The following is a 22,695-nucleotide window of genomic DNA, read 5'->3' as shown; positions in this document are numbered from 1 at the left end:
GGGACGTACCCATGGCACAGCCCGCAACGGGGCCGGCATCCGCAGAAGGCCCGTGTTCCACCCCGCCGGCCACCTCGCACGAGCGCACCTCGACCGCGGCCATCGCGACCGAGGCCATCGCGGCCGAGTTCATCGCGGCCGAGGTCACCCCGGCCGAGGCCCACCCGGCGGCCGTCCACCCCGTGGACGAGAAGCTCCCCGCCGCGCGGCTCGTTCCCGCCGCGCTCCAGCACATCGCCGCGATGTACGCGGGCGTCGTCACCCCTCCGCTGATCATCGGCCAGGCCGTCGGCCTGGACGCCGCCGGAATGACCCGGCTCATCGCCGCCAGCCTGCTCATCGCCGGCTGTGCCACCATCCTCCAGACGATCGGGGCCGGCCGCTTCGCCGGAAACCGGCTCCCGTTCGTCAACGCGGCCTCGTCCGCCGGCATCGCCCCGATGCTGGCGATCGCCGAGACCAGCGCCCCCGGCCACCAACTGCCCTCCATCTACGGCGCGGTGATGGTCGCCGGCGTCTTCTGCCTCGCCGTCGGACCCTTCTTCGGCCGGCTGCTCCGCTTCTTCCCGCCGCTCGTCACGGGCGTGGTGATCACCCTCATCGGTGTCACCCTGATGCCCGTACCGGTGAGTTGGGCCCAGGGCGGCAACAAGGAAGCCGCCGACTTCGGCGCGATGAAATACCTCGCGCTGGCCGGCTTCACGCTCGTCGTGATCCTGCTCTTCCAGCGCTTCGGCAAGGGCTTCGTCAAGCAAGTCGCCCTGCTGCTCGGCCTGTTGATCGGAACGCTCGCCGCGATCCCGTTCGGTCTTGCCGACTTCACCGCGCTCCGCGAGGCGCCGGTCGCCGCGCTGCCCGGCCCGTTCTCCTTCGGCGCGCCGGAGTTCCAGCCCGCCGCGATCCTCTCCCTGTGCATCGTGATGCTGGTCCTCATGACCGAGTCGAGCGCCGGCATGCTGGCCCTCGGCGAGATATGCGAGCGCCGCAGCGACGGCCGTACGATCACCAGGGGCCTGCGGACCGACGGGATCGCCACCCTGATCGGCCCCGTCTTCGGCGGATTCCCCACCTCGGCCTTCGCCCAGAACGTCGGAGTGGTCTCGCTGACCCGGGTCCGCTCCCGCTACGTCGTCGCCGTCGCCGGTGGCGCCCTGCTGGTCCTCGGCGCCTTCCCGGTCCTCGGAGCGGTCGTGTCGATGGTCCCGATGCCGGTCCTCGGGGGTGCCGGTATCGTCCTCTTCGGCTCGATCGCCGTCTCCGGAATCCGTACCCTCTCGGAAGCCGGACTCGACGACAGCTCCAACATCATCCTGGTGGCCGTCGCGCTCGGAGCGGGCATCATCCCGCTCGCCGCGCCCACCTTCTACGCCGACTTCCCGGCCTGGGCACAGACCGTGCTCGGCTCCGGCATCAGCGCCGGAGCGCTCGTCGCGGTCACGCTCAACCTTTTCTTCCACCATCTCGGCACCCGGACCCGTCACGCGGCTCCGGCACTCAAATCCTCCTAGGGTCCTGCCGTGCCCACACCACCCCCGAGGAATGAAGGAAGCACCGCCATGGCAGCACCTTCGACCGTCGAGCGCATTGTCATCGAGAACTGTGCGATCGCGACCGTAGACGCCAACGACACCGAGTACGCCACCGGCCACCTCGTCGTCGCGGGCAACAAGATCGAGTCCATCGGTGCCGGCAAGGCGCCCGAGGGCCTGGAGAACGTGGTCCGCCGGATCGACGCCACCGGCCATCTGGTGACGCCCGGTCTGGTCAACACCCACCACCACTTCTACCAGTGGATCACCCGGGGCCTGGCCACCGACCACAACCTCTTCAACTGGCTGGTCGCGCTCTACCCCACCTGGTCGCGCATCGACGAGTCGATGGCCCGCGTCGCCGCCCAGGGCTCGCTCGCGATGATGGCCCGCGGTGGTGTGACCACCGCGATGGACCACCACTACGTCTACCCGAAGAACTCCGGCGACCTGTCCGGCGCCATCATCGGCGCCGCCCGCGACATGGGCGTCCGCTTCACGCTCGCCCGTGGCTCCATGGACATGAGCGAGAAGGACGGCTTCCTGCCGCCGGACTTCGCGGTCGAGACCACCGACGGCGCGCTCGCCGCGACCGAGGAGACGGTCAAGAAGTTCCACGACACCTCCTTCGACGCGATGACCCAGGTCGCCGTCGCCCCCTGCTCCCCCTTCTCCATCTCCACCCGGCTGCTGAAGGAGGGCGCCGAGCTGGCCCGCCGCCTCGGTGTGCGCATGCACACCCACGGCTCGGAGACCGTGGAGGAGGAGAAGTTCTGCCACGAGCTCTTCGGCATGGGCCCGACCGACTACTTCGAGTCGACCGGCTTCCTCGGCGAGGACGTGTGGATGGCGCACTGCGTCCACATGAACGACTCCGACATCGAGGCCTTCGCCCGTACGAAGACCGGTGTCGCCCACTGCCCGTCCTCCAACGCGCGGCTCGCCGCCGGCATCGCCCGGGTCCCGGACATGCTGCGCGCCGGCGTGCCCGTAGGCCTCGGCGTCGACGGCACCGCCTCCAACGAGTCGGGCGAGCTGCACACCGAGCTGCGCAACGCGCTCCTCATCAACCGCCTCGGCGCGCACCGCGAGAACGCCCTCAACGCCCGCCAGGCCCTGCGCCTCGGTACGTACGGTGGCGCGCAGGTCCTCGGCCGTGCCGACAACATCGGCTCGCTCGAGGCCGGCAAGCTCGCCGACTTCGTGCTGTGGAAGATCGACGGCCTCGGCCACTCGTCGATCGCCGACCCGGTCACCGCGATCGTGTTCGGCGCCGCTGCCCCGGTGACGGCCTCGTTCGTCAACGGCAAGCAGATCGTCGAGAACAACCGCCTGCTGTTCGCGGACGAGGACGCCATCGCCCGCGACGCGCGCGCGGAGGCGCAGCGCCTGGCCCGGATCACGGCCCAGGGCTGACCTCCCCAAGGAGTCCGACCGAGGGGGACGGCCCTTGGTCGGTCGCCGCGGACCCGAGCGGGGTCCGCGGCCGGCCGGACGGGGGGTGCCGTACGTAAAGAGGTACGGCACCCCCCGGACGGTCGAATCGCGCCCCCCTCCCGGGGTGCGACGAGCGGCACCCCCGAGCCGCGCGACCCGCAGTACCCGAAGTCCCCCGTGGTATCCGCTACCTCCTCATGAGCCGCACACCGTGAGGCGCACGACCTGCACTGCTTTGCACCACCTCCATGACACCCACGTCTCCGCCGACGTGTTACCCGACCGGAGGAACCTCCGTGGCCACCAAGCCCAGGTTTCGCAATGATGCGCAAGACGCAAGCGCCGACACCGAAGACCAGAAGCATCCGGTCGACGAGACGCTGCCGCCCCTGAAGATGTTCACCAGCGGTCTGCAACATGTGGCCGCCATGTACGCGGGGGTCGTGGCCCCGCCCCTGATCGTCGGCGCGGCCGTCGGACTCTCCGGCACCGAGCTGACCTTCCTCACCGGAGCCAGCCTCTTCACCGCCGGCCTCGCCACCTTCCTCCAGACGCTCGGCATCTGGAAGATCGGCGCCCGACTGCCGTTCGTCAACGGCGTCACGTTCGCCGGCGTCGCGCCGATGCTCGCGATCGTCGACACCACGGACGACAAGGCCGACGCGCTGCCGATCATCTTCGGCGCGATCATCGTCGCCGGAGTGCTCGGCTTCATAGCCGCCCCGTACTTCTCCAAGCTCGTCCGCTTCTTCCCGCCGGTCGTCACCGGCACCGTGATCACCCTGATCGGTGTCTCGCTGCTTCCGGTCGCCTTCGGCTGGGCCCAAGGGCCCAATCCGGCGGCGAAGGACTACGGATCGACGACCTATCTCACCCTCGCCGCGATCACCCTCGTCGTCGTCCTCGTGCTGCGCCGCTTCACCCGCGGCTTCCTGAAGCAGGTCGCGGTCCTGGTCGGTCTGGTCATCGGCACGCTCATCGCGATCCCGTTCGGCGTCACGGACTTCAGCCCGGTGACGGAGGCGGACATCGTCGGCTTCCCGACGCCGTTCCACTTCGGCGCCCCGCAGTTCGCCCTCGCCGCGATCATCTCGATGTGCGTGGTCATGCTGGTCTCGATGACCGAGTCGACCGCCGACATGCTGGCGCTCGGCGAGATCGTCGACCGGCCGGCCGACGAGAAGACCATCGCGGCCGGTCTGCGCGCCGACACGCTCGGCTCGGCCATCAGCCCGCTGTTCAACGGCTTCATGTGCAGTGCCTTCGCCCAGAACATCGGGCTCGTCGCGATGACGAAGATCCGCAGCCGGTTCGTGGTCGCCTGCGGCGGCGGGTTCCTGGTCCTGATGGGCCTCTCGCCGGTCGCCGCCTCGCTGATCTCGGTCGTCCCGCGACCGGTGCTCGGCGGCGCGGGTGTGGTCCTCTTCGGCTCCGTCGCGGCGAGCGGCATCCAGACCCTGGTCAAGGCCGGTCTGGAGAAGGACAACAACGTCCTGATCGTGGCGGTCTCGCTGGCCGTCGGCATCATCCCGATCACGGCGCCGGAGTTCTACCACGCCTTCCCGGAGACCGCGAAGATCATCCTGGACTCGGGCATCTCGACCGGCTGTGTCGCGGCGGTCGCGCTGAACCTGGTCTTCAACCACCTGGGCAAGGGCCAGGACGACGACACGGTCACCGCACCCATGGAACCGGGCGAGGAGATCTCCGAGACCCGTGGCGCCAAGGCGGCGCACGTCCACTGACCAGCCGTACGGCAGCAGACGAGCCGGTCCCCGCGTGCGACGCGGGGGCCGGCGTCGTGCTGATCAACCCCAACACGTCGCGCTCGACCACGGCGATGATGACAGCGATCGCCCGCCGGACCCTCGGCTCCGTACGCGGTGTGACGGTACGTCAGGGGCCGCCGATGCTGGTCGACGAGGAGGCCCTGCGGGCCGCCGTGCCGGAGGTGGTGGCGGCCGGGCGCAGGGCGCTCGCGGCCGGGAACTGTACGGGGCTGCTGGTCGGCGCGTTCGGAGACCCGGGCGTGGCGGAGCTGCGGGCCTTCGCGGGGGTCCCGGTCGTGGGCCTCGCGGAGGCGGCCTGCACGGAGGCGGCGGCCGGGGGAGTCCGGTTCGGGGTGGCGACGACGACGCCGTACCTGGCGGACGCGATCGGCCACCGGATCGCCGCCCTGGGGCTGGCGGACCGGTACACGGGCATCCGGCTGACGCGCGGCGACGCCGGCCTGCTCGCCCGCGAACCGGAGCTGCTGCGGGAGGAGTTGGCCGAGGCGGTGCGCGCGTGTGTCGTACGGGACGGGGCGCGGGCCGTCGTGATCGGCGGCGGCCCGCTGGCCGAGGCGGCGGACGCGCTGCGGGAACGCTTCGACGTTCCGGTCGTCGCGCCGGTCCCGGCCGCTTGCCGCCGGATCGCACGCGTACTGGCGCGGCGCGATCCGGCGGGGTCGGGGCGGGAAGGGCCGGGTCAGCCGATGTGGAAGCTGTCCCCGTAGACCTTCCAGTCCAGCGGCGTGTTGAGGTTGAGGTTCTTGTTGCGGACGAAGACCCGCTGGGCCGTGTCGACCCGGCTGGTGTCGCTGTGCGCCTCCTCCTGCTTCATCGCCCAGACACGGGCGTCGAGGAATGCGTTGAGGTACGTGATCTCGTCCCCGCCCTGGGCGGGCGACTTCGCCTTCGCGAGGGCCTTCTTGCGGATGTTGCGGAAGGCCGCCGAGTCGGTGCCGTTGCCGTGCATCACGATGGCGTCGTAGTAGATGAACTGACCGAGCACACCCACGCCGTCGCTCTTGGCCTGCTTGACTGACGGGTTGAAGTACACCCGGTCGCGCTCGTCGTCCTGGGCCTTCTTGAACGCCGAGTCCGACGCGGCCTTCGCCCAGTCGCGCTCGAAGGCCGAGCCGAGGCCCTGGTGCGAGTCGGTGCCGTCGACCTCACGGAGGGCCGGCAGGTACTTGGCGAGGACGTTGCCGGGCTTGCGCGCGGTGTAGAGCTCGACGAGGTCGAGCATGTCGCCCGTGCCGGAACAGAAGCCGATGATGCCCGCCGTGTAGCCGCGCCCGTCGCCGATGTCCTCGATGTACTTGTACTGCGCCTTCCAGTCCAGCGAGGAGTTCTCCGCGCTGGAGACCAGCTTCATGGCGATCTCCTTCTTCGCCGGGTCGTCGAGCCCGACGGCCGCTACGGCGCGAGGAGCGGCCGCGTCGGACGCGGCGCGCGCCGGGGCGCCGTCGCCCGAGGAGGCGGCGAAGGCGGTGGTCGGAGCGGCGAGCAGGGCGAGTCCGAGGACGACCCGAATCGCGGTGCGCTTATGGGGGTTGGGCACCGTGGCCTCCCAATCAGGGGACGGGGTTACTTTGTTAGGAAGCTTTCCTATCAGGTGGGCCGGAGGTCGTACACCCTTCACGGGCAAAGGAGTTGACCGGTTCACGGAAACTCTCGGGGCGCGATCTCATCGCTCCGCCTCCATCCGCCGCCGGCACTCCCGGGCCAGCCGCGGATAGGCCGTGGCGATCGCCTCGTACAGCCGTGCGCGTAACAGCCGCTCCGCCTCGGCCCGCCCCGTCGACCCGAAGAGCCCGTCGAGCAGCGCCTCGTACCGCAAGAGCGCCTGCCGCAGATAACTCACCTGCCACCGCACGAGCTCCCCGTCCGCCACCCCACCCGTCACCCCGCTGCCGGGTCCGCGGGCCCCGAGCAGGTGCCGGTGCCGCACCGCGCGCCGCTCCAGCTCGGCGGCCGGGAGTCGGGGCACCTCGATCGGCTCCGCCCGGATCGCCGCGAGCACCGCCCGCCGTCGCCGCTCGGCGCCCGCCTCGGCGGCGGCGGAACTCCGCCCGGAGACGGCCGCGCACCGGCCGAACTCCGCCGTCCGCTCCACCGCCCGCACCCGCGCCAGCCGGTACAGCAGCACGGGCGCGACCGACCATCGCCGGGGATCCCGCCCCCGCACGTCGGGCTCGCCCAGCAGATCGCGCACCATCGGATCGGTCCAGCCGCGCTCGCGCAGCCCGGCGAGCGACACAAAGGTAGTACGGTCCGTCACAACCCCTCCCTCGTCGATCACTGAGAGTGACAATCTCAGTGAAGCGCACCCCACTGACAGTCGCCCTCTTGCCGGGGTCGCCGGACCCGTGCCATACAGGTCTGGACCAAGTCGACGGACGGAGGCATTCCTGTGCAACGCCCGCTCGCCGCATGCATGTTGACGGTCGTCGCGCTCGCCCTCACGGCCTGCTCGTCCGGCCCCCCGAAGGACACCGCCGCCCCCGCCGCCCCCACGGGCGTCACCGCCGCCTCCGGCAGCGCCCAGACCGTCCACGTGATGTGGAACGCGGCCACCGACGACCGCGCGGTCACCGGCTACGAGGTCTACCAGCAGGGCCGCAAGGTCAAGGACCTCCCCGCCACGACCCTCATGACCGACATCGTGAACCTCACCCCCGCGACCCCGTACGCCTTCACCGTCCGCGCCCGCGACGCCGCCGGAAACCGCTCCCCGCACAGCACGACCGTCCCCGCCACCACCCTCTCCGCCATCGCCCAGGACCGCGCCGCCCCCACCGCGCCCAAGGCGCTGCGCGCAACCGCCGACGGCAGCCGCGCGGCCACCCTGACCTGGCAGCCGGCCCGCGATGACACCAAGGTCACCGCGTACGACGTCTACCAGGCCGACGCCCGTATCCACACCGTCCCCGGCACGGCCACCACCGCCCGCCTCACCGGCCTGCGCGCCGGCATGGTCTACTCCTTCACGGTCCGCGCCCGCGACGCGGCCGAGAACTCCTCCCCGGACAGCGCCCCCGCCGACCTCACCACCACCCCGGCCCCCGGCGCCGCCCCCAACACGGCCCCCACGAACCTGAAGGCCCGGGCGGCCAAGGGCGAGATCACCCTCACGTGGACCGCACCGAGCACCGGAGCCCCGGTGAAGGAACACCAGCTCTACCTGAACGAAGCCTTCGCCACGACCATCGTCTGGGGCGCCGACCCCCCACCCGGCGAGGCCACCTACACCTTCGCGGTCCTCACCACCCCCGGCACCCGCTACAGCGTCAAACTCCGCGCCCGCCTCCCCGACGGCACCTGGGGTGACTTCTCGGCCCAGCGCACCGTTGTCGTCCCATGACGGTGCCGCCCCGGGCGTCGTCGTCCGGCGCGTGCCGGAACTACCCTGGGAAAGGTGGCAGGGACCGTGCTCACCAACACCGGGCTCGACGCGTTCCTCGACGGAACACCGGAGCTCCGCGATCCTTCGGCCGTGCGCGCCGCAGACGCCGTGCTCGCGCTGCTCTCCCTGCGCGGGGCGGACCGCAGGAGCGGGCTGCCCGAGCCGAGCGTGGAGCTGGTGCGGCGGGTGCTCGTCGAGGACGCGCCGGCGTTCGTGTACGCGACGCCCGAGGAGCTGTCGGCCTATCCCGCCGTCCTCGTGGCGCTCACCGCGCGGGTGCGGGAGGCCGGGCGGCTGAACGGGAAGCGGCAGGCGCGGATCGTGGCCGCGATCGAGGACATCGTGCCCGACTTCGAGCGGGCCATGAAGGACCCCGCCAACTACACCTGGCAGCGCTGGTACGCCTCCCTGCTGCGCGCGGACGGGACCGACCCCGCCGACCCCGGCGCCGTACGGGCCTGGCTCGCCGGACATGACGGGATGCGGCCGCCCGACGGGCTCAACCGCGCGGACCTGATGAACCGGAGCGACGTCGCCGACTCCCTTCTCGCCGACGCGCTCGCCGGTGCCTACGTACGCGAGGCGGAGGCGCCTTCGCCCGCCGGGCCGCTCCTCGCCGACGCGGACGTGTCGCACGGGGTGACGAAGCTCGGCGGCCTGCTCGTCGACCGGTGGACCGCCGAAGGGCTCTCGGGCGCCCTCTCGGGACCGTACGCCCATCTCGCGCCCGGCCCGGAGGCCTTCCCGCACCTCGCCCTCGCCGACACCCTCCTCGACGAGCACCTCAACTACTACGAGGACTCCGCCGTCCCGCTGCCGCCTCCGCCCGTCGAGGCCCACGAGCCGCGGCGCTCCGTCGAGGCGGGCGCCGATCTGCTCGCCGCGGCCGTCGAGGAGATGAAGGGCGAGACGGGCGGCCTCTACGACGGCGAGGCCGCGCACCTGCTGTACGCGCTCTACCAGCGGGGCGCCTGCGCCGAGTCCGTCGCCCGCCGGGCCGCCGAGTTCGAGGACTGGCCGGTCGACCCCCGCCTGGAGGACGCGCCCGTCCTCGTACCGGCCGACGCCCCGGAGGAGTACAGCCTCCCCTCCCTCGGCGAGCTCGCCCGGCTCACCGGGGTCGAGACCACGGAGGAGACCCGGGCCAAGCTCGAACCGGGCGCCCGGGCCATGGCCGACGCCGTCGACCGGCTGGCCCGCACCGGCATGGTCTTCCGCACCGGCGACGCCTTCGGTCTCACACCGTGGGGCGTCGAGGTCCTCCACTACCTGCTGCGGGTGCGCTGGGTCGCCGCGCCCGACGGCAAGGAGGCCGCCGCCTGGGACGCCGCCACCGTGATCGCCGCCGCCGAGGGCTGGTCCGCCTCCGCCGCGACCCGGGTCCTCGCCGAGTGGCTGCGCGCGCACGGCGACTCCGTCGAGGCCTGGTCCGAGCTGCTCGCCGCCCTCGGCACCGTCAACGCCGGGACCTTCGAGGCCGCCGGCACCCGGGCCCTCTTCGGCTTCCTCGACCCCGCCGCCGCCCCCGTCGAGGCGCTGCGCGGCGCCCTCGGCGACCCGGTGATGGGCGCGTACGCGTATGGGGTACTGCGCGCCCGGGGCGAGCCGGCGGACGAGAGCCTCGTGCCGTGGTCCGCCCGCGCCGTCCTGATCCTGGACCGGCTCCGCCGCCACGGCGAGGAGGACGGCCGGGCCGTCCTCGACTCGGCCGCCGAGGACTGGCCGGGCGGCCTCGACGGCCTCGCCAAGGACATGGCGGTCGCCGACCCGTACCGCGCGCACCGGGAACTCGCCGCCCTCCGCGTCCCGGTGCCGGACGTCAAGCGGGCGAACGGACGGGCGAACAAGCGGGTGCGGCGTCCGCGACGCCGCACCCGCTGATCCCCGTGGGGGGTCTTTCGGGTCCGCCCAGCCGTCAGGAGCAGGCCGTCAGGAGACGGCCGTCAGATACATCCCCGAGGCGCCGGCCCCGGCCGTGTTGCGGCAGGAGAAGTTCCCGCTCGGCCTCGCGTGGATCAGCGTGAGACAGCGCCCCAGCGCCAACTGGCCGTAGTAGTTGGGGTGGACGTTCTCCTGGATCGGCCCCTGGGTCTCGTTGGGGTCGATCCAGCGCGCCCACTCGCTGCTGGTGTCCGAGGCCGGCACCGTGGCGCTGACCAGCTTCGCGGTCTTGGCACACACCTCGCGCCCCTGGAGCATGTCGCGCAGATCCATGAACTGCACGCCCTTGCTCGCCGCGACCCCCTTGAGCCGGTTCGAGACCTGCGGGACCAGTGTGTCCCGCGCCCAGTCGGCGTCCTTGTTCCAGAACGGGCAGCCGCCCGTGTTCGTACGGGACCAGCCGCTCTCCGCGTACCGGTTCTCCGCGCCGCGCGGGATGGGGGAGGGGTACGACTGGAGCACGATCCGGTAGTCGGCGGCGGCGTATCCGGCGCCCGCCATCACCGCCCGGACCTCGTCGACGGACTTGCCGACGTTCGCCATCACGGTGTCGATCTTCGCGTCGACCTCGGCCTGCTGGTCGTCGTTGCAGTACGAGTACCAGACGATGTAGTCGGTCGCGCAGCTCCTGATGATGTCGGCGAAGCCCAGGTCGTTGCCCCCGATCGACAGCACGATCGTCCCCACGTCGTGGGAGGCGGCCACGGCCGCCAGCTGGTCGGCCTGCGGCGCCTCGCCCTTGTACGCCACGCCTCCCTGCGACGCCCGGAAGACGTTCTGGGTCGTCGCCCCCGAACAGGCCAGGTTGACCAGCGTCGAGGCGATCGCGCCCGCGCTCTTCACCTCGGCCGAGTCGGAGCGGTGGCAGCCGTTCGCCGCCGTCGTCCCGTACACCCGGGAGGGGTCGTACGCGCTCCCCGTCCACGCCCGGTCGGTGCCGTTCCGGCTGCCGCTCGTGGTGAGGCTGTTGCCCTGCCAGCGGCCTGCCTCGCCGGAGATGTAACTGTCGCCCATCGACACGACGGCGGTGGGCCCCGAGTCGTTCGCGGCGACGGCCGGGGGCGCCCCGGCGGCGAGCAGGCCGATGAGCGAGACGGCGGCGGCGAGGGTTCTTCGGACCGTGCGGTGGGGGGTTCTGGGCATGGCGGTGTTCTCCTGCGTCGGTGCAGAGGAGTGGGGGACAGCCGCCGGCCGGTGGCATGCGGAATCTGGCATGCCGTGGCTTGTTACCGCTAGGTAGCGTCGGGTTTCGGTTGCGTCACGTGCCCTGTGAAACGCACTGGAGCGAAACTCCCCGGAGGGGGAAACGGCTCCGCCCCCGGTGCTGTGCGTTCACCGGGGGCGGAGCCGTTCTTCGCGGGTCACCGCGATCGTGCGGGGGGGGCACCGCGTGTTGTTCGGCCGCTGTGCGGGTCAGCCGAAGCAGGGGGGACTCAGCCGATGAGCTGGTCGTACGCGGGGAGGGTCAGGAAGTCCGCGTAGTCGGCGTCGAGGGAGACGTGCAGCAGCAGGTCGTGCGCCTGCTGCCACTTGCCGGCCGCGAAGGCCTCCTCGCCGATCTCCGCGCGGATCGCGGCCAGCTCCTCGGCGGCGACCTTGCGGGCCAGCTCGGGGGTGGCCTTCTCACCGTTCTCGAAGACGACACCCGCGTTGATCCACTGCCAGATCTGCGAGCGCGAGATTTCCGCGGTGGCCGCGTCCTCCATCAGGTTGAAGATGGCGACCGCGCCGAGGCCGCGGAGCCAGGCCTCGATGTAGCGGGTGCCGACCTGGACGGCGTTGCGCAGGCCGTCGTACGTGGGCCTGGCGTCGAGCGAGTCGATGGCGATCAGGTCGCCGGGCGCCACCGAGACGTCCTCGCGCAGCCGGTCCTTCTGGTTCGGCTTGTCGCCGAGGACCGCGTCGAAGGAGGCCATCGCGATCGGGACCAGGTCCGGGTGGGCGACCCAGGAGCCGTCGAAGCCGTCGCCGGCCTCGCGGTCCTTGTCCGCCTTGACCTTCTCGAAGGCGACCTTGTTGACCTCGGCGTCCTTGCGGGACGGGATGAAGGCCGCCATGCCGCCGATCGCGTGCGCGCCGCGCTTGTGGCAGGTGCGGACGAGGAGTTCGGTGTACGCCCGCATGAACGGGGCCGTCATCGTGACCGCGTTGCGATCCGGCAGGACGAACTTTGCTCCGCCGTCACGGAAGTTCTTGACGATGGAGAAGAGGTAGTCCCAGCGGCCCGCGTTGAGACCCGCCGCGTGGTCGCGGAGCTCGTAGAGGATCTCCTCCATCTCGTACGCGGCCGTGATCGTCTCGATGAGGACGGTGGCGCGGACGGTGCCCTGCGGGATGCCGACGTAGTCCTGGGCGTAGACGAAGATGTCGTTCCAGAGGCGGGCCTCCAGGTGCGACTCCGTCTTCGGGAGGTAGAAGTACGGGCCCTTGCCGAGCTCGATCAGGCGCTTGGCGTTGTGGAAGAAGTACAGGCCGAAGTCGACGAGCGCGCCGGGGACCGGGCGGCCCTCGAAGGTCAGGTGGCGCTCCTCCAGGTGCCAGCCGCGCGGCCGCATGACGACCGTGGCCAGCTCGTCGGCCGCCTTGAGCGCGTAGGACTTGCCCGACCGCGGGTCCGTGAAGTCGATGTTCCGGTTGTACGCGTCGATCAGGTTGACCTGGCCCAGGATCACGTTCTCCCAGGTCGGCGCCGAGGCGTCCTCGAAGTCCGCGAGCCAGACCTTGGCGCCCGAGTTCAGGGCATTGATCGTCATCTTCCGGTCGGTCGGGCCGGTGATCTCGACGCGGCGGTCGTTCAGGGCCGCCGGGGCCGGCGCGACCCGCCAGGAGTCGTCCGCGCGGATCGCGGCGGTCTCCGGCAGGAAGTCGAGGGTCGAGGTGCGGGCGATCTCGGCGCGGCGCTCCGCCCGGCGGGCGAGGAGCTCGTCCCGGCGCGGGGTGAACCGGCGGTGCAGCTCCGCCACGAAGGCGAGGGCCGCGTCGGTCAGCACCTCCTCCTGCCTCGGCAGGGGCTCGGCTTCGACGACGGCCAGGGGGGACGGCGCTGGTGCGGACATGAACTGTCACTTCCTTCAGCGGACTTCACGGGCGGTGCCTTGCGGCCGCCGGGCGTCACGGATCGGCACGGAGTGCCGCAGGCGCCGAGATACGGCCGCGGAGCGCCGTCAGGGGATCAGGCGCTTCTGAACAGTGGATACTAGTTTCCTCATGGTGGAAGTTCAATCGTTTGTTGATGTCGAGATTCTCTGGATCGACAGAACATGGCGCTCAGTGCCACCTCCTTCACTCAAGGTGCGCCAGATCCGCCTCCGTGTCGATGTCGTAGGGCTCGGCCACATCCGAACAGTCCACGAGGGTGATCGCATCCCGGTGATCCCTCAGGTAGTCCCGCGCCCCCTGGTCGCCGACCGCCCCCGCCGCGATCCCCGCCCAGCGGTCCGCGCCGAACAGCACCGGATGGCCACGCTTCCCGTCGTACGAAGCCGCCGCCAGGGAGTCGCGCGAGCGGTACGCCGACCGGACCCGCGCCACCGCCTCCGCGCCGATCCCCGGCTGGTCCACGAGCGACACGAGCGCCGCGTCCACCGGCAGCGCCTCGGCGGCCAGCGAGGCGAGTCCCGCCCGCAGCGAGGACCCCATGCCCTCCGCCCACGCGGGGTTGTCGACCAGGACGCACCCCGGCAGCTGCGCCCGCTCCCGTACGACATCGGCCGAGGCGCCGAGAACGACGTGGATCACCTCGCAGCCCCCCTCGCGCAGCACCCGCACCGCGTGCTCGACCAGCGGGCGGCCGCGGTGGGTGAGGAGGGCCTTGGGGCGGCCGCCGAGGCGCCGCCCGCCGCCGGCGGCGAGGAGCAGACCGGCCACGAGGGGCGAGCGATGCGGGGTATCCGTCGTATTCGTCATGCCGACTGCATACCGCATGACACGGACGCCTGAATTGTGTCCACGATGTGGCGCGCCGGACGGTGAATGGCGTTAACTTTGCTCGCGACTCCGGGCGTCCGACCACCGTTCGACGGGTCGGCTCGGTGTGGGGAGTTCGGCGCACAGTGTGGTGCGAGGGGGAGAACTTTGTTGCGAAGCGTTGGGCAGAGGCGTGTGACGACCGGCGGCGGCGAGGACCCGAGAGTGGCGGAGCTGCGTGCCGCCGTCTCCCGGCTCCGCCGTGAACTCGCGGGCCATCGTGCCGAGTTCACCGACCGGGGCATCGCCGAGGACGAACTCGCCGCGCTGGACGCGATGGCCGTCAGCGGTGTCCCGGAGGTACGGCGGCTGCGCCGCTCCCTGCTCCTGATCGCCGGCTCGATCGGCTCGGTCAGCGCCCTCGCGAACGGCCTCGCGAGCGTCCGCCAGGCGGTCGAACTCTTCGGCGAGCCGCCGCGCGAGGTCTGACGGGGTCTGACCGGGCCTGACGGGTTCTGACGGGAAAACCGGGTGCGCGGCGGCCGCCCGTGGCCCTACCCTCCCGGGTCATGGCGCATGACGACGACTACTTCGGAGCGGACGTCGCGGCGGGCTACGACGCCGGCTCGGCGGACATGTTCCGGCCCGAGGCGGTCGACCCGCCCGTCGACCTACTGAGCGGACTCGCCGGGGACGGACCCGCGCTCGAGTTCGGCATCGGCACCGGCCGCCTCGCGCTGCCCCTGGCCCGACGCGGCGTCCGGGTGCACGGCATCGACCTCTCGCGGGCGATGGTGGAGCAGCTGCGTGCCAAGCCGGGCGGTGCGGACCTCGGCGTCACGATCGGGGACTTCGCGACCACCCGCGTCACGGGCGCGGGCACCTTCACCACCGCGTACCTCGTCTACAACACCATCAACAACCTGACCACGCAGGACGCCCAGGTGGACTGCTTCCGCAACGCCGCCGCCCATCTCGCGCCCGGCGGCACCTTCGTCGTCGAGGTCGGGGTCCCGGAGCTGCGCCTCCTGCCGCCGGGGCAGCGCGCGGTCCCCTTCCACATCGACGCCACCTCGTGGGCCTTCGACACCCTGGACCCCGCCACCCAGGCGATGAGCTCGCACTACGTCACGATCACCGACGGCCGCGCCGAGCACCGGGCCATCCCGTTCCGCTACGTGTGGCCCTCGGAGCTCGACCTGATGGCGCGGCTCGCCGGGATGCGGCTGCGCGACCGGTGGCAGGACTGGGACGGTACCCCGTTCACCGGCGAGAGCGACCGGCACGTGTCGGTGTGGGAGAAGACAGCCTGATCAGGACGGGCGCCTGATCAGGCGCCTGGACGTCGCCGTCGCCACCGCCGCCGTACGGGAGTCCACGCCGAGCTTCGCGAAGATGTGCACCAGGTGGGACTTGACCGTCGCCTGGCTCAGGAAGAGCGCCTTGCTGATCTGCTGGTTCGACAGACCCTCGCCCACCAGCTGGAGCACCTCCAGCTCCCGCTTCGTCAGCGCCTCCGCCGGCGTCCGCATCCGGTCCATCAGCCGGTGCGCCACCGCCGGGGCGAGCGCCGACTGGCCCGCCGCGGCCGTGCGGACCGCCGCCGCCAGCTCCTCGGGCGGCGCGTCCTTCAGCAGATAGCCCGAGGCGCCTGCCTCGACCGCCGCCAGGATGTCCGCGTCCGTGTCGTACGTGGTCAGCACCAGGACCCTCGGCCCACCGGTACGCGCGGTGATCGCCGCCGTCGCCTCCGAGCCGTGCATCCCGGCGCCGAACTGCAGATCCATCAGGACCACGTCCACACCTCCGGCGGCGGCCAGCTCCACCGCCCGCTCGGCGGTGGCCGCCTCCCCGACCACGGTGAAGTCCGGCTCGGTGTCCAGGACCGCGCGCAGCCCGGCCCGTACCACCGGATGGTCGTCGGCCAGCAGAAGACGGATCGTCATGCCGTCACCCCGGCCGTCGGAGGCAGCGGCAGGGGGAGGGACACCGCGACGGCCGTGCCCTGGCCGGGCGCTGACTCCACCGTGAACGTACCGCCCAGCGACTCCGCCCGGGAGCGCATCGCAGGCAGCCCGAAACCGCCCTCCGCCGACGGCGAGAGCAGCGCCGGTTCGAAGCCCTTGCCGTCGTCCACCACGTCCAACGTCACCTCTCCGTCCATGAACGACAGCGTGATCTCGGCGCGCGTCGCCGACGCGTGCCGCACCGTGTTCGCGAGCGCCGACTGCGCGATGCGCAGCAGCGCCACCTCGTACGGCGTCGGCAGCTCCACCGGCCTGCCGCTCACCGTGAGGCGGGCGCGCGGGGAGGCCTCAGGGCCCGGCTCGCACAGCCGTTCCAGGGCCGCCGCCAGCGAGCCGTGCTCCAGGTCCGGCGGCGACAGAGCCCGTACGAACCGCCGCGCCTCCGCCAGGTTGTCCTGCGCCGCCCGCCGGGCCGCCTCGATGTGCCCGGCGGCCGGCGAGCCGTCCGGCAGCGCGCGCTCGGCCGCCCGCAGCAGCAGCTGGATCGAGGACAGCCCCTGCGCGAGCGTGTCGTGGATCTCCCGGGCCAGACGTTCGCGCTCCGCGAGCGTGCCCGCGTGCCGCTCGGCCGCCGCCAGTTCCGCGCGGGTCTCGATCAGCTCCTCCACCATCCGCCTGCGCCGCTCGCTCTCCCGGTACAGCGCCTGATAGCCGAGGACCGTCGCCACGGCCACCGCCGCGCCGAGCAGGGGCCCGATGAAGACGCCCGGGTTCAGCGCCGCGCCATGGCGTACGTACGACAGGATCGCCGCGACCGCCGTCAGGGCCACGGACGGCAGCGCCCAGCGGGCCGGCAGCAGGTGCAGCTGGAGGAAGTACAGCGGGAACGCCACCCACAGCCCTTCGGGCGTGGCCCAGAGCAGCCCCAGCCAGCACGCGCACAGGGCGGCCAGCCAGAGCGCGGCGGCCCGCTGCGAGTCCCGTACGGAGGGCAGGGCGGACCCGGCCGCGTACACCGCGCCCGTCACCGCCGCGAGCGCGACCCCGGCCCCGGAGTCCGCCCGGAGGGCGGCGAGCGCCAGCAGGCCCGCCATCAGCAGATGAAGACAGAGACGCAGTGCGCGCAGGGCAGGGGTGAGGGAACGCGGATCCATGGTCCGTCCAGCGTAGGCGGGGGCAGACGATCCGGACTCAACCAAAAGATTGATCGAGGAGCCATCCGTGGCGCGATGCCGGGGGCAGCCGGGGCCGGGAAAGCTGGTCGGCATGTTCGTGGCATGGAGAGACCTGAGATTCGCCAAGGGGCGATTCACCCTGATGGGCGCGGTGATCGTGCTGATCACCCTGCTCGTCGGACTGCTGTCCGGGCTGACCGCCGGACTCGCCCGCGAGAACATCTCGGCGATCACCGGTCTCCCGGCGGACCGGCTCGCCTTCGCCGCCCCGCCGTCAGGCCGGTCGGTCTCCTTCACCAACTCGACGGTGACGGAGGGGCAGTGGCGGCGGTGGGCGGAGCGGCCCGGCGTCACGAGCGCACAGCCGCTGGCCATCCGTACGCTCAACGGCGCCGCGGGGGACCGTACGGTCGCCGTCTCCGCCTTCGGTACGGAACCGTCGGCGGCCCTCGCGCCCGAGAGCCGGAAGCTGGGGCCCGGGCGGGTCGTCCTCTCCGAGTCGGCGGCCGAGGAGCTGGGCGTCGGGGTGGGCGGCTCCGTACGGCTCGGTCCGCTGGAGGCCCGGGTGGCGGCGGTCGCGGGAGATGCGTCCTACAGCCACACCCCGGTCGTCTGGACCTCGCTCGACGACTGGCAGAAGCTCGGGCACAACGGCACGACGCCTGAGGAGCAGGCGACGGTCATCGCGCTGAGGGTGGCGGGGGATGCCGACCTGGGTGCGGGCGACGCGGCCCTTGCCACGGAGTCGCGGACGGTCGACGAGGCGCTCACGGCCATAGGGTCCTACCAGGCCGAGAACGGTTCGCTGCAGCTGATGCGGGGGTTCCTGTTCGCCATCTCCGCGCTGGTCATAGGGGCCTTCTTCACCGTGTGGACGATCCAGCGGAGCGGTGACGTGGCGGTGCTGAAGGCGCTGGGCGCGTCGACCCCGTACTTGCTGCGGGACGCGCTCGGGCAGGCGGTGCTGATGCTCGGCGCCGGGACGCTGTTCGGTACGGCCCTGGCGGTCGGGGCGGGGGTGCTGATCAGTGGTGGGAACGTGCCGTTCGTGCTGGAGCCGCTGACCGTGCTCGGCCCGGCGGCCGTGATGATCGTTCTGGGCGTCCTCGGCGCCGCCCTGTCCATCCGGCGGATCACCGCCGTCGACCCCCTGACAGCGCTCGGGAGCGCCCGATGACTCTGCTGCTGGACGATGTGACGTTGACGTACCCCGACGGCGACGGGCGCCTGACCGCGCTCGACGCGGTCTCCCTGGAGGTCCCGGCCGGCCGCCTCACGGCGGTAGTCGGGCCCTCGGGCTCCGGCAAGTCCAGCCTGCTCGCGGTCGCGGCGACGCTGGTGACGCCGGACCGGGGGCGGGTGGTGGTGGCCGGTACGGAGACGGGGTCGCTGGATCGGGCGGGCCGGGCGGCGCTGCGGCGGTCGCGGATCGGGATCGTGTTCCAGCAGCCGAACCTGCTGCCGTCGCTGACGGCGGCGGAGCAGGTGCAGGTGATGGGGCATCTGTCGGGCGCGAAGCCGAGGTCGGTACGGGACCGGGCGCTGGCTCTGCTGGACGCGGTGGGCCTCGCGGACGAGGCCGAGCGGCGGCCGCATCAGCTGTCCGGGGGCCAGCGCCAGCGGGTCAACATCGCGCGGGCCCTGATGAACGAGCCGTCCGTGCTGCTGGTCGACGAGCCCACGAGCGCGCTCGACCACGAGCGGGGGGCGGCGATCGTCGCCCTGCTGGCGGGCCTGACGCGGGACCGGGGGACGGCGACGGTCCTGGTCACTCACGACCGCACGCACGCGACGCGCGCGGACGCGGTGGTCCTGGTCGAGGACGGCCGCATCAGGACGAGCCCCGCGTCCTGACCCGGTTGTGGGCAATCGCCCCAGCGGAACGATTGCCCACAACGGGGGCCGGGCCCTACGCCTGGCCGTTCGCCGCCGTGTTCGCGAGGGCCGTCGAGAGGTCCTGGGCGACCTCCTGGAGGATCGGGACGATCTTCTCCGTGGCCGACTCCGTGACACGCCCCGCCGGGCCCGAGATCGAGATCGCCGCCGCCGTGGGCGAGTTGGGGACCGACACCGCGAGGCACCGGACTCCTATCTCCTGCTCGTTGTCGTCGACCGCGTACCCCGCGTCCCGCACCGCGGCCAGCGCGTCCAGGAAACCTTCCGGCGTGGTGATCGTCTTCTCGGTCGCCGCCGGCATGCCCGTACGGGCGAGCAGCGCGCGGACCTCGTCCGCCGGGGTGTACGCGAGGAGCGCCTTGCCCACACCCGTGGAGTGCGGCAGCACCCGCCGGCCGACCTCGGTGAACATCCGCATCGAGTGCTTGGACGGCACCTGTGCGACGTACACGATCTCGTCGCCGTCGAGCAGCGCCATGTTCGCGGTCTCGCCGGTCTCCTCGACGAGCCGCGCCAGGTACGGTCGCGCCCACGTGCCGAGCAGCCGGGACGCGGACTCGCCGAGCCGGATCAGGCGGGGGCCGAGCGCGTACCGGCGGTTGGGCTGCTGGCGTACGTAGCCGCAGGCCACGAGCGTGCGCATCAGGCGGTGGATGGTCGGCAGCGGCAGTCCGCTGCTCGCGGAGAGTTCGCTCAGCCCGACCTCGCCCCCGGCGTCGGCCATCCGCTCCAGAAGGTCGAAGGCACGCTCGAGGGACTGGACGCCACCGCTCGCGGCGGCGGGCTTGGCGGCGTCGGTGGTGCTGGCGCTGGACGTCGGCACGTCAAGGTCCTTTCGGGGCAGGCGGGCAAGGCAGCAGCCTACCGGGCCGTCCGCCCGGACACACGGCCCCGGCCCCGGCGTACGGGCCGGTCAGGGGGGTGTTTGTCCGGTGTCGGCAGGCGCCCGGCGGCATCCGTCTCCGCCCCGCATGTGCGGAGCTACGTTCTACTGTACGAAATTTCCATTCCACTTCATGGAAACGTCCAAGCGGGGCGCCGAGTGGGGCGGTCAACCGCGTCATGCTGGAAGTGTGCCCTTGACGACATGTCGTCCTGAGTGAAGACTCCTTCAACAGTTCGTTGAAATTCTTGCTGGAAGGGGTACGGGTGGACGTCAACCTGGTACTGCGCTCGACTCGCGTGATCACCCCGGAGGGGACGCGGGCCGCGTCGATCGCCGTCTCCGGCGGGACCATCGCCGGTGTGCTGCCGTACGACGCCGAGGTACCGGCCGGCGCCCGGCTGGAGGACGTCGGCGACGACGTCGTACTCCCCGGGCTCGTCGACACCCACGTGCACGTGAACGACCCCGGCCGCACGGAGTGGGAGGGCTTCTGGACCGCCACCCGCGCCGCCGCCGCCGGTGGCATCACCACGCTCCTCGACATGCCGCTCAACTCGCTCCCGCCCACCACCACGGTCGACCACCTGCGGATCAAGCAGGACGTCGCCCGCACCAAGGCGCACATCGACGTCGGCTTCTGGGGCGGCGCGCTGCCGGACAACGTCAAGGACCTGCGCCCGCTGTACGACGCCGGGGTCTTCGGCTTCAAGTGCTTCCTGTCGCCGTCCGGCGTGGACGAGTTCCCCGAGCTGGACCAGGAGCAGCTGGCCGCCTCGCTCGCCGAGATCGCCGGCTTCGACGGCCTGATGATCGTGCACGCCGAGGACCCGCACCACCTGGCCGCCGCCCCGCAGAAGAAGGGGGAGAAGTACGCCGACTTCCTCGCCTCCCGCCCGCGCGACGCCGAGAACACGGCCATCGAGAACCTGATCAACCAGGCCCGCCGCCTCAACGCCCGCGTCCACGTGCTGCACCTCTCCTCCTCCGACGCGCTGCCGCTGATCCGCGCCGCCAAGGCCGAGGGCGTCAAGATCACGGTCGAGTCCTGCCCGCACTTCCTCACCCTCACGGCCGAGGAGGTCCCGGACGGCGCCACCGAGTTCAAGTGCTGCCCGCCGATCCGCGAGGCCTCGAACCAGGACGCGCTCTGGGAGGGCCTGGCCGACGGGACGATCGACTGCATCGTCTCCGACCACTCGCCCTCCACCGCCGACCTCAAGACCCCGGACTTCGCCTCCGCCTGGGGCGGCATCTCCTCCCTCCAGCTCGGCCTGCCGGCCATCTGGACCGAGGCCCGCCGCCGTGGCCGGACCCTGGAGGACGTCGTCCGCTGGATGTCCGCCGGCCCCGCCCGCCTCGCGGGCCTGGACAGCAAGGGTGCGATCGAGGCCGGCCGCGACGCCGACTTCGCCGTCGTCGACCCGGAGGCGACCTTCACCGTCGACCCGGCCGACCTCGAGCACCGTAACCGCGTCACGGCCTACGCCGGCAAGACGCTGCACGGCGTCGTGACGTCCACCTGGCTGCGCGGAGAGCGCATCGCCGACCGCGGCACCCTCGCCGAGCCCACCGGCCGCCTCCTCGAAAGGACCAACCGACCGTGACCGGTCTGCATTCATCTCCACCGGCCTCCTTCACCGGCGACGCCAGCCCCTTCGGCGGCGGCGACCCGTACGCCGACTACCGCACCGCGGACTTCCCCTTCACGCAGTACGCGGACCTGGCCGACCGGCGCCTCGGCGCGGGCGTGATCGCCGCCAACGACGAGTTCTTCGCCGAGCGCGAGAACATGCTGAAGCCCGAGGCCGCCGAGTTCGACCCCGAGCACTTCGGCCACAAGGGCAAGATCATGGACGGCTGGGAGACCCGCCGCCGCCGTGGCATCTCCGCCCAGCAGCCGCACCCGACCGCCGACGACCACGACTGGGCGCTCGTCCGGCTCGGCGCCCCCGGCGTCGTACGCGGGATCGTCGTCGACACCGCGCACTTCCGCGGCAACTACCCGCAGGCCGTCTCCGTGGAGGCCGCCTCGGTCGCCGGCTCCCCGTCGCCCGAGGAGCTCCTCGCGGACGACGTGAAGTGGACGACGCTCGTCCCGCGCACCGCGATCGGCGGCCACGCGGCGAACGGCTTCGCCGTCGACGTCGAGCAGCGCTTCACGCACCTGCGCGTCAACCAGCACCCGGACGGCGGCATCGCCCGCCTGCGGGTGTACGGGGAGGTGGCCCCGGACCCGCGCTGGCTGGCCGTCCTCGGCACCTTCGACCTCGCGGCGCTGGAGAACGGCGGCCAGGTCGAGGACGCCTCCGACCGCTTCTACTCCCCGGCCACCAACACCATCCAGCCGGGCCGCTCCCGCAAGATGGACGACGGCTGGGAGACTCGCCGCCGCCGCGACAAGGGCAACGACTGGATCCGCTACAGCCTGGCCGCCGAGTCCGAGATCCGCGCGGTCGAGATCGACACCGCGTACCTCAAGGGCAACAGCGCGGGCTGGGCGGCGCTCTCCGTGGCCGCCGAGGGCTCCGAGGACTGGACCGAGATCCTGCCCCGGACCCGGCTCCAGCCGGATACCAACCACCGCTTCGTGCTCGACGCCCCGGCGGTCGGCTCGCGGATCCGGATCGACATCTACCCCGACGGCGGGATCTCCCGCCTCCGCCTCTTCGGTTCGCTCACCGAGGAGGGCGCGGCGCGCCTGACGGCCCGCCACCAGGAACTGGGCGGGTAACGACACCCCGCCCGGCCCGCGAGGGCGCACCGACCGACAGCACCGGTGCGCCCTC

General features: G+C 72.1%; 20 protein-coding genes. 12 read left to right on the top strand and 8 right to left on the bottom strand.

Annotated elements, in window-relative coordinates:
- The first annotated feature begins 11 nt into the window (after window positions 1-11).
- The 4 genes from Q5762_RS27875 (at window position 12) to Q5762_RS27860 (ending at window position 5,463) form a co-directional block, all read left to right on the top strand.
- Complete coding sequence (locus tag Q5762_RS27875) at window positions 12-1,508, top strand: nucleobase:cation symporter-2 family protein (protein WP_315895001.1); 1,497 nt, start codon at window positions 12-14, stop codon at window positions 1,506-1,508.
- 48 nt (window positions 1,509-1,556) lie between these two features.
- On the top strand, window positions 1,557-2,945 hold the full coding sequence (locus Q5762_RS27870; RefSeq protein ID WP_315895000.1) for an 8-oxoguanine deaminase: 1,389 nt from the start codon (window positions 1,557-1,559) through the stop codon (window positions 2,943-2,945).
- A 317-nt stretch (window positions 2,946-3,262) separates the two neighbouring features.
- Complete coding sequence (locus Q5762_RS27865; protein ID WP_399495276.1) at window positions 3,263-4,711, top strand: nucleobase:cation symporter-2 family protein; 1,449 nt, start codon at window positions 3,263-3,265, stop codon at window positions 4,709-4,711.
- A 56-nt stretch (window positions 4,712-4,767) separates the two neighbouring features.
- Window positions 4,768-5,463 (top strand): aspartate/glutamate racemase family protein, encoded by a 696-nt coding sequence (locus Q5762_RS27860; protein ID WP_315894999.1) that lies wholly within the window; start codon window positions 4,768-4,770, stop codon window positions 5,461-5,463.
- Here the strand turns inward: Q5762_RS27860 and Q5762_RS27855 are convergent.
- Entirely contained in the window at window positions 5,436-6,293 is an 858-nt protein-coding gene (locus Q5762_RS27855) for a chitosanase (protein ID WP_315894998.1), read from the bottom strand. The two genes, Q5762_RS27860 and Q5762_RS27855, sit on opposite strands and share 28 nt — an antisense overlap.
- A gap of 126 nt (window positions 6,294-6,419) precedes the next feature.
- On the bottom strand, window positions 6,420-7,013 hold the full coding sequence (locus Q5762_RS27850; RefSeq protein ID WP_315894997.1) for a hypothetical protein: 594 nt from the start codon (window positions 7,011-7,013) through the stop codon (window positions 6,420-6,422).
- Between the two features lie 156 nt (window positions 7,014-7,169).
- Here Q5762_RS27850 and Q5762_RS27845 point away from each other — a divergent pair, with 156 nt between their 5' ends.
- Window positions 7,170-8,096, top strand: coding sequence for a fibronectin type III domain-containing protein (locus Q5762_RS27845; RefSeq protein WP_315894996.1), 927 nt, complete (start codon window positions 7,170-7,172; stop codon window positions 8,094-8,096).
- A 54-nt stretch (window positions 8,097-8,150) separates the two neighbouring features.
- A complete protein-coding gene (locus Q5762_RS27840) occupies window positions 8,151-10,019 on the top strand; it encodes a hypothetical protein (protein WP_315894995.1) in 1,869 nt (622 codons plus the stop codon).
- Window positions 10,020-10,067: 48 nt separating this feature from the next.
- Here Q5762_RS27840 and Q5762_RS27835 read toward each other — a convergent pair whose 3' ends face one another.
- The 3 genes from Q5762_RS27835 to Q5762_RS27825 form a co-directional block, all read right to left on the bottom strand.
- A complete protein-coding gene (locus Q5762_RS27835; protein ID WP_315894994.1) occupies window positions 10,068-11,222 on the bottom strand; it encodes a GDSL-type esterase/lipase family protein in 1,155 nt (384 codons plus the stop codon).
- A gap of 290 nt (window positions 11,223-11,512) precedes the next feature.
- Window positions 11,513-13,135 carry a malate synthase A gene (aceB, locus tag Q5762_RS27830; protein ID WP_315894993.1) on the bottom strand — a complete coding sequence of 541 codons (1,623 nt, stop codon included), beginning with the start codon at window positions 13,133-13,135 and terminating at the stop codon, window positions 11,513-11,515.
- A gap of 226 nt (window positions 13,136-13,361) precedes the next feature.
- Window positions 13,362-13,985, bottom strand: a complete 624-nt coding sequence (locus Q5762_RS27825; protein ID WP_315894992.1) for a nucleotidyltransferase family protein — start codon at window positions 13,983-13,985, stop codon at window positions 13,362-13,364.
- A gap of 168 nt (window positions 13,986-14,153) precedes the next feature.
- On the opposite strand from Q5762_RS27825, the gene Q5762_RS27820 reads away from it, so the two are divergent.
- Together Q5762_RS27820 and Q5762_RS27815 are read left to right on the top strand one after the other, a co-directional pair.
- Window positions 14,154-14,474: a DUF5955 family protein gene (locus tag Q5762_RS27820; RefSeq protein WP_315894991.1), complete on the top strand. Its 321-nt coding sequence runs from the start codon at window positions 14,154-14,156 to the stop codon at window positions 14,472-14,474.
- An 80-nt stretch (window positions 14,475-14,554) separates the two neighbouring features.
- The gene (locus tag Q5762_RS27815; RefSeq protein ID WP_315894990.1) at window positions 14,555-15,298 is read left to right on the top strand and encodes a class I SAM-dependent methyltransferase; all 744 of its coding nucleotides are present in this window, start codon (window positions 14,555-14,557) and stop codon (window positions 15,296-15,298) included.
- Here Q5762_RS27815 and Q5762_RS27810 read toward each other — a convergent pair whose 3' ends face one another.
- Both Q5762_RS27810 and Q5762_RS27805 read right to left on the bottom strand, forming a co-directional pair.
- Window positions 15,299-15,931 (bottom strand): response regulator transcription factor, encoded by a 633-nt coding sequence (locus Q5762_RS27810; RefSeq protein WP_315894989.1) that lies wholly within the window; start codon window positions 15,929-15,931, stop codon window positions 15,299-15,301. It abuts the gene before it with no gap.
- Window positions 15,928-17,106 carry a sensor histidine kinase gene (locus Q5762_RS27805; RefSeq protein ID WP_315894988.1) on the bottom strand — a complete coding sequence of 393 codons (1,179 nt, stop codon included), beginning with the start codon at window positions 17,104-17,106 and terminating at the stop codon, window positions 15,928-15,930. Before Q5762_RS27805 ends, Q5762_RS27810 begins: the two co-directional genes overlap by 4 nt.
- Window positions 17,107-17,218: 112 nt before the next feature.
- Between Q5762_RS27805 and Q5762_RS27800 the strand changes: the two genes are divergently transcribed.
- A complete protein-coding gene (locus tag Q5762_RS27800; protein ID WP_315895025.1) occupies window positions 17,219-18,304 on the top strand; it encodes an FtsX-like permease family protein in 1,086 nt (361 codons plus the stop codon).
- A complete protein-coding gene (locus Q5762_RS27795; RefSeq protein WP_315894987.1) occupies window positions 18,301-18,981 on the top strand; it encodes an ABC transporter ATP-binding protein in 681 nt (226 codons plus the stop codon). The genes Q5762_RS27800 and Q5762_RS27795 overlap by 4 nt, the downstream gene beginning before the upstream one ends.
- Window positions 18,982-19,036: 55 nt before the next feature.
- Here the strand turns inward: Q5762_RS27795 and Q5762_RS27790 are convergent, their stop codons facing one another.
- Window positions 19,037-19,846 carry an IclR family transcriptional regulator gene (locus tag Q5762_RS27790; protein ID WP_315894986.1) on the bottom strand — a complete coding sequence of 270 codons (810 nt, stop codon included), beginning with the start codon at window positions 19,844-19,846 and terminating at the stop codon, window positions 19,037-19,039.
- 326 nt (window positions 19,847-20,172) lie between these two features.
- On the opposite strand from Q5762_RS27790, the gene allB reads away from it, so the two are divergent.
- The gene (gene allB / locus Q5762_RS27785) at window positions 20,173-21,513 is read left to right on the top strand and encodes an allantoinase AllB (protein WP_315894985.1); all 1,341 of its coding nucleotides are present in this window, start codon (window positions 20,173-20,175) and stop codon (window positions 21,511-21,513) included.
- A complete protein-coding gene (gene alc, locus Q5762_RS27780) occupies window positions 21,510-22,640 on the top strand; it encodes an allantoicase (protein WP_315894984.1) in 1,131 nt (376 codons plus the stop codon). The genes allB and alc overlap by 4 nt, the downstream gene beginning before the upstream one ends.
- The last annotated feature ends 55 nt before the right edge of the window (window positions 22,641-22,695 follow it).

The sequence above is a fragment of the Streptomyces sp. P9(2023) genome, assembly GCF_032436795.1.
Classification (GTDB): Bacteria; Actinomycetota; Actinomycetes; order Streptomycetales; family Streptomycetaceae; genus Streptomyces.
This window is presented reverse-complemented; position numbering and strand designations above follow the sequence as displayed.